Origin of the sequence: Gilliamella sp. wkB308 (genome assembly GCF_001690185.1) — a bacterium.
GTDB classification, from domain to species: Bacteria; Pseudomonadota; Gammaproteobacteria; order Enterobacterales; family Orbaceae; genus Gilliamella; species Gilliamella apicola_I.
This window is the reverse complement of record NZ_LZGN01000010.1, coordinates 1-8,626: the sequence shown is the minus strand read 5'-3', so window position 1 is coordinate 8,626 and position 8,626 is coordinate 1. Positions and strand designations below refer to the sequence as shown.

Annotated in this window: 2 protein-coding genes; both read left to right on the top strand. The window is 39.5% G+C overall.

The genetic code is table 11. From position 1 onward, the window contains the following. Positions 1–1,290 (top strand): hypothetical protein (locus A9G10_RS12690; protein WP_179855795.1); only part of this gene is annotated, 1,290 nt, incomplete at its 5' end. After that, positions 1,290–8,626: MSCRAMM family protein (locus A9G10_RS01680; RefSeq protein ID WP_143425921.1), on the top strand; the 7,337-nt coding region annotated here is incomplete at its 3' end. The genes A9G10_RS12690 and A9G10_RS01680, both read left to right, overlap by 1 nt.

The window sequence follows — 8,626 nt, the reverse complement described above, 5'->3', positions numbered from 1 at the left end:
CACAATTATGGTGAGGACAGCACGCATGAAATGCTGGTGGCGGCGAAACTGGAACGCTCGTTTTTTGACGGACGGGACAAAGGTTACATTATTCAGCAGCTGACGTTAGGCAAATCGGGTGATGTGTCGAATGACAACCGCACGACGGTGGGATACAGCTCTCAGATAACGGACAGCATTAATATTGGCGCGGAATTGTTTGTGTCAAACCGTGGAGGCGGTGGTGGCATCCAGGGCAGCTGGGATGTGAATGACCGCACCAACTTATACACGAAGGTACTTAATGATGTGGACTCAAGTTCGGGTCGCGGTATTACAACGGTATTCGGTGGTCGAACCAAGGCGACGAGTCAAATGGAGTTATATTCTGAGCGACAATTTAAAACTAACCGCATAGACCACACGACATCGGATGTTTACGGGGTGAGTTATAAACCGACGGAAGCCCAATTTATAGAGGGGTCTTACTCGATAGGGCGTGTGAGCAACCGTCACCGCAATCACACCAGTTTAACCGGAAATGACGAAACCCGTCGTGATGTTTGGGCGGTGGGATACGGTTATAAAAATGATGTTTTCCAAATCCGTAATCGTGTGGAATACCGAATCGATAACGGCAATGAACGCATAAGACAATGGGTGACCACTAACCGGGCGAAGACGGTGGTTAATGAAGACTTAAGCTGGCTGGTACAGTTTGACTTTGCCAAGACGTTAGGGGAGCACAGAAACAACAGTGAAGTGGTGAGTAACTACACGGAATCGATGGTTGGTTTTGCTTACCGACCGAGAGCGATAAACAACCTGAACTTATTTGGTAAATTGACGTATGTGTATGGATTAGATCCGGATGACCAGTTGATAGTGAACTCAACATCATCAAGCGGTAAACGTTATACGTCGAGCTTGTATGACCAAAAGAGCTGGGTATGGTCATTAGAAGGTGTTTACGAATGGAATGCGAACTGGGAGACGGCGTTTAAAGCGGCGCACAGACAGGGACATTTACGTTATAAAGGTGAAAGTGACTGGTACTCATCGGGTGCAAGTTTGTATGCGTTGCGCGTTAATTACAAGACAGGCGACTGGGAATATCAGGTTGAAGGTCGAACGTTACGAACAAGTCTGGCAGATGACCACAAAGACGGATTGGTGACCAGTGTTTATCGTTATATTGGTGACAATATTAAGATGGGCGTGGGTTACAACTTCACGGATTATAACGACAACTTAACACACCTGAACTACCGTTCACGAGGTTGGTTTGTCAATGTAGTGGGGAGTTTCTAATGAACAGTTGGCAAAAAGTTACCGGTGTAGAAAAGCACTTACCGAAGATGCAGTTCAATGCCCCAAGAGTTGAAAAACGTAAAGAAGAGAAGAATTTACGCATATCAGGAGAGAAGATAATGCGAACTGAGCATAATGCAACAGTGAAAAAGACGATGCTAAGAAGCATAAAGCACTTATTAGCTTCTGCGTTGATATCGGTGTCGACGATATCAACAGCATATGCCTTTGATATAGGTGGAAAAGTCTATTTAGATTATGACAATACGGCCAGTAAAACAGAAATGCCGTTAACGGGTTTAAAAGTTGAATTATATGACAGTAATCAAAAGTTACTATCGGACACGACCACAAATCAGGATGGTAGCTATAAATTAGATGCGCCGTTACTGGGGACATATAAGGTTGTGGCAAGGACGACAGAAGGTGAAACCATTGATCGTTCAGTGCAACTTATCGTTGATACCGGTGCGTCTGCTCAGAACTTATTTATCAAAGGGCAAGGCGGTGATATTCATTTAGATGTTAAGGATGAAAAAGGAAATGGCGCCAAAAATATTCCCATTAAATTAATTAATTCTGCATCAACAACAGAGTTAACGCTTGCCACCAATGATAAAGGTGAAATTGACATCAAAAATACTTTAAAAACCTATAAGTATGACCTAATTGTTGATATCGAAGATTTTATTGCTGACTCAAGTAATCAAACTAAATATACCTTATGGGATGCAACATTACCCGATAATTCGCATAAATACATTAATACGATAGAGTTTAATATGAATGGTACCAATCAAAAAGGTGCATTCAATATAAAACCACGTAATGAATGGGGCGTCGATGGAATCGTAGCTATAGATCAAAACAATGACGGTATCTATGGTGCTGATACGGATACTGGCGCATTAGGTATGAATGTCGAGCTTTACTATCCCGGCACGACAACCAAAGTCTTGGGCACAAAAACGATAACTACAAGCGATGATGGTCTATATCGTTTTAAAGACTTAGCGGTGGCGAGTTATGACATAAAAGTAACCAATGTGAAAGCGCCTTATATTCCACTTAGCAAACTTGAACAAAACATCAAAATAACAGACGCAAATAACCAAACAAGTGGTCCGACATTTTTATTAAAAATTGATCCAAATGATTCAAGTTTATCTGGGATATCTGGTCAGGTATTTGTCTTATCAAATCAGTTTTTGCCTAGGGGACCTGATTCTGGTAAGCCTTATAATATATTACCTTTGTCAAATGCGACTTATTTAGAAACCCCCGTCGATCTTTATCAATACGATGGTAGTACATGGAAAAAGATTGCTACACAAACAACAAATAAGAGCAATGGATTATATCAATTCCGTGGTTTGGCGATCGGCAAAGATTATAAAGTGGTCATTAACGAATCCGGTATAGATTTAAATTCCTATATTTTTGTGAATGATTCTGATGGTAAATCAACCAGTACTTCACCAAAATCAAGAAGTAGCCATAAAGGGAAAGTAAAACTTAGTAATGGTACTCAGGCTAATATCGCCCCTAAAGAAATTATTGTTGTTGGTTTAGGTAAAGGAACCCAATCGAATCGAAACTTTTGGTATTCTCCCCTTCGAGAGAACTTAGGAACGTTAAACGTTGAAAGCAATATTAGAACAGCTAATTTAAAGACAGCTTGGGGTGGTGTGGTTGATGGTGTCAACCTAACACACACTGCTACAACTTACATGAAAGTCTCTTTTTATGAAGAAGATGGCGTAACTCCGCTTCTTGATAAACAAGGAACTCCATTAGCTGCAACGCTTGGCAAACCTGGTTCTTATGGCGTGCTCGGTGCACTCGGTAGGATAGCTGCTCCGATTGATCATGCAGGGTTATATACTTATAAAATTGATGATATTAATGACGAAATTGAAGTTGACTATTCGAGTGGTGATTATATTTTAACAATACAAACGGAACTTTCACACTCGAATGCTATGTATTTCAAACCTAAAAAGCCGAATACGCTATCTGGTTACGTTTATCTGAATAATAGTCATTCTGGCGCTTTGGGTAATTATAACCCAGATGAAGATACAGCAATTAAATTTGCCCAGGTATCGTTATACAAAAAGCAGTCAGATAATACATGGAACTTATTCACAAATTTTGGTACAAATAAGGACGGTTATTATAATTTTACAAATCTACCGGATGGTCAATATCGTGTTTTAACTAGACCAAGTTTTTCTGCTGGTAGTAATTTTAATTCACAAGATATTGAACTTGAAAATAATGATCAAAATACTGGCGTTGAAAATAACCAGTCAGTTTTTGAAATAAAAATTGAAGGTGGAAAAGATCATAATAAGGGAACTAACTTTTGGTATAAGCTGAAACAACAAGATTATATTGTTCGTGGTAAAGTTTACCTAGATACATATTCTGGCAAAGGGAAATTAGAAGTTAATATTCCAGGGACTTATGATGATCTACCACTTTTTGATGCGACAGTCTTACTTTGTAAAGATAACAATGCTTGTGTAATAGGCGGACAAAGTGTTATTGCATCTAAAAAAACTGGTTCTGATGGGCTTTATAAATTTACCGGCGCTGATGGGCTAACAGCTGGAAAAGATTTTATCGTTAAAGCATTACGTAAAAGCGTAACAGCAGTAGAAAATAGCAGTCAAGATCTTGCAGCTAGCCATAAAATTCGATTTGACAAACTTGGTGCACCAATTGTTAAAAATTTTCTAATGCAAGGAAAAGGTAATATTCGTGCTATGCCTGTTAATGATATGAATGGCGATAGGTATGGTTCAGATTCAGAGAGAGGGAGTAATACATCAAATGTTTATTATTGGGATAAAAACAGTAATGATTATCAGTATTGGGGTAAGTTCTGGACGATGGAGCTATACTCACTACCGGAAGGCAAATACCGCATAGTTCACACTCCGGGCAATGATTTTATCGACATTGCGGATATGGATCCAGCAACACCACCAGGAACGTTAGATTTTGAAGTATTAGCCGATGGTTCACTTGCCAATAATTTAGATAAAAATAAATTATATCTAATGCAAGCTCAAGCTGTACCATCAAATACGACCGAGGCAATTTCGGGCAAGCTTTATCTGGATGTAACAGGTTCTAAAAACAAAGACGGGGCAGCTGAGCTGACTAAAGAAGAACTCATTAGGTATAATAAAGATATACTAACTGTAAGTGGTATTTTTACGCCTCGCATCTACCCGGGATATTTTAACGGTAATGTTGACGATATTTTGGATCAAGTTGACTTTATCGATAAAAATCTAAAATACACGGGCGAATTTGCTTATACTGCCGCGAATTCAACGCGAGGAAAATTATATCTAACCAATATGTTATTACGTTTAACAGGTCTGGATACCTCGCAATTTGAATTGGTCGGTAACAGTGGTCAGTTAAAAGGTGCTTATCTGCCAACAAAAGTACAAACAAATCTGGAATATATGCAAGTTGCGCCTTCAGGTTTATTGGGAGCACCAGATCAGTACTGGTTAGTAAAACTGAAAAATGATACAGAAATCAGTGGTCGACTTTATTACGATTATGACGATGATGGTTTTTTTACTCCGGGCACAAATGATGTTGTGATTTCGGGGGTAACCGTTGAGTTATATCGTAATGGTGAACTCTATGCAAAAACTAAAACTGATAAATCCGGTCTATATAACTTTAAAAATTTATTTAATGATACTTATACCGTTAAAGTTACTGAACAGGGTTTAGATAAACAACGTTATGAATTAAAGAGTGTTTCAAATACAGTAACGGGTATTACCATTGATGTAAAAACACCAAAAGTAACGGGTGATAATTTAGATTTTATTTACAAGAAAAACGGCGATGCGGCGATCACCGGTCATGTAATGGTTGATATTAACAATAATGGCACACTAGAAAATAATGTTAATAAAACAGGGGACATGGCGATACCGGATATAAACGTCAAATTATATAAATTTGATGGTACCAATCGTACGTTTTATCGTGAAGTAAAAACGAATGCGAAAGGTTACTATAGCTTTAGTGGTATTGATTTAAATACTGATTATATTGTAGAAATTGAACCCACAAAAGGTTTTGGTGTTATTGCTAATGCAGAGGGTAACACAAATATCAATTTAAAACCGATTCACTTTGAAGATGTTGGAAAGACAGTTCAAAACCAATACTTCTTATTGGCAGGTAGTTCAAATAGTTCACCGTCTGCTGGTATAAACAGTAGTTATGCAATCAACAGCGGAATTTCTGGAAAAACCTTGTTAAATGGTAGCGATCCAGTTGAACCAATTACTCAAGTTTTAATTGGTTTACGTGATGCAAACAATAACGAGATTGCACGTCAGTATACCAATGATAAAGGTGAATACCACTTCTATAATCTATCCCAAGGGAAGTACAGCATTAATATTGTCGCTTCACCGGATGGTTATTCATTAGTTAAAAACAGTAAAGGTACCACTCAACCAATTGATACTTTATCTGGTCTAGATTTAACTAATGTGGGTATAAAAGACAATAATTTCTATTTTAAACAAGCGAGTGATGAAGGTATTGGTGGTAAAATCTATGTTGATTATGCCGATAATAATACCGATTTTAATCAGTTAAATGCGTTTGCCTATTTACTTGATAGTGCGATCACGTATACCGTTGAGCTACGTGACGGTTTAGATGGAACTGGTAAGCTATTAATGACCCAACAAACCGTAGATGGTGAGTATCATTTCTCTAATCTGGTGTTTGGTGATAATGCTAACTATTCTGTGGTACTGAAATTAGACGCTAATGCTGACCATGCGTTTAAACAAAGCTCAGCCGGTAACGATCCGAAAAATATTGTTATTCCGGTTGCGAATTTACCAAAAAAAGGTTCACTGGATAACAATTATCTGTTGGTAGGAAAATTAAAAATCGGTGGTTATGTCTGGATTGATGAAAATGACAGTAAAGACAGACAGGATAACGAAGGGCTTAATGGCATCAATGTGACCCTTAATTATCAGGCACCGGGTGCAACGGATTATGTCGAGCTTAAAAAGGTTAATACCGACAATTCAGGTCACTACCAGTTTGAAAAATTACCGAAAGGCGGTAACTATCAAATTCAGGTTAGCACACAGGAAGGAACGCAATTAATTGCAGAAAGTGTCATAGCCGGAAATAGTGATAGCTTTGAGTTTAAAACGTTAAAACAAAATGAGTTAACTAATAGCTCAGCATATAAATATATTGCCATGATCAAAGGTCATGTCAGCATTGATATAGACAACAGCCAAACCTACTCAGCGATTGATGCGGATTTATCCGGTTTAGCATTAACACTGACTAAAACGGGTAGCACAATTACGAAAAAAGTGACCACTGACAGTAAAGGTAACTTTGAGGTGAGCAACGTATCGGCAGGCGATTGGATTATCACCGAGAACAGTTTACAAACCGTGGCTGACTGGGATGGTTACCAATTGAGCTATACGGATATAGGACAAGGTGCAGTTAAAGCTGGGTCACCTAACTTATCGCTCAAAGTGAATGTTGCTGATAATAAGTCATTAGTTAACGGAATAGAAATAGGTTATCACGGCAGTGCTGTTATTAAAGGTTATGTGGTGATCGATGCCGATAACGACGGTAAATATAGCGCAAATGATATTGCCTTTGGTGCCTTAAGTACGCCAATTACGCCGAAACTGGTGTTAACATCGGCGAAATCAGGATTTGTGGAACAGGAGATTAAGGTTGATGCAAAAACCGGTTTATTTGAGATAAAAGACTTAAGCCAACATGATTATGTGCTGAAAATTGATGATAAAGCGATTGAGCGTTCCGGTTACAGACTGGTGTTCAGTCCGAATTCAACGACAGTGAGCAATCAGGTGACGTTTAGTGTCAATAGTCCGAAAGATGACCGATTTTCAGCCAGTGATGTTGCCGAGCAACAAGCATTCGGCTTTAAAAGTGAGAATGTGTTAAAAGGGACTATTTATAAAGACTACTCAGGACAAGGAACGCATCAGACTTATCACACCGCCACCTTATCAGGGGTGAAAGTTGTGGCGACAAACAGCCGTGGCTTAACCTTAGATGCAGAAAGTGGCAGTCACGGTGAATATGAAATTGCGAATATAGGTGAAGGCAGCTGGACAATCACCGTAGAAGCACCGTCAAATTCAGGTTATGACTTCAGTTATGTGGCACAGAAAGTGGGTGGCGCGATTACATCCATTACCGGTAATGGTGCTGTTGTCGATATCGCCTCCCCATCCTCAACCTCATCCCCATCCTCGTCGTCAACCAAAATCACCACGGTTGATTTCGGTCTGAAAGGACAGGCGAGCATTGAAGGTCAGGTCGTGATAGACGTGATTGCGGAAGATGGAGAGGTGATAAATGCACAGGATATCGGAATTGATACGTTATTTACGGATTACACGGTAGGATTATATGTAGATAATAATCTGGTGAAAGAGGTTAAAGCGGTCAGTACGGGTAGTGCAGAGCACGAGTTAGGCAACTATCAGTTTGACAACTTAGTCTCGGGTGTTGATTATCAGGTAAAAGTAAGTCGTCCGGGCACGGATTATGTTAGCAGCTTTATGTTAAGCGACAGCAGTCACCCGGTAGTACTCAATAAGACTGACAGTGAAATGAGTGAAACTTATCAGTTTACGGGAGCAACGGATAAAGCGACAGGGGTAAGCTTTGCGTGGAAAGGTAGCACCAGTATTAAAGGTAAAATTTACTTAGACAGTGATGATGACGGAGTGTACAACGCCTCCACGGACAGTAGTGTTAATGCGGACTTGACGGTGAAATTGAGTAATATCAACAATCCGGCATTACAGATAACACAAACAATTGCAGCCGGTGAGACAGTTTATGAACTAAACGGTATTATTCCGGGCAAATGGCAAATTGAAGTGGAAGGGGTACCGAGCACGTTACGAGCAAGCTTTGACCCGGATGATGCGCACCATGACAGCAAAGGTTACTTAACCTTACCGAAGACAGTCAATCAGGCAATCATTGATATCACGGGTAACCTAACCGATCAGGACTTTGGTTATATCCATGGTGGTATTATTGAAGGTAAGCTTGTAGAAGACAGTGAAGGGACAGGTTCAAACTCAGCTGACAGTTATAAGGGGTTATCGGGTGTAAATGTTTATCTGTTAGACAGTGATAAAAAGCATGTGATGGATAAAGATGGCAAGCCAATGACGTCGATGACGGATAATAATGGTCAGTTTAGCTTCCGTAATCTGGCAATCGGTAACAATAGTGGCAGTGCTATTAC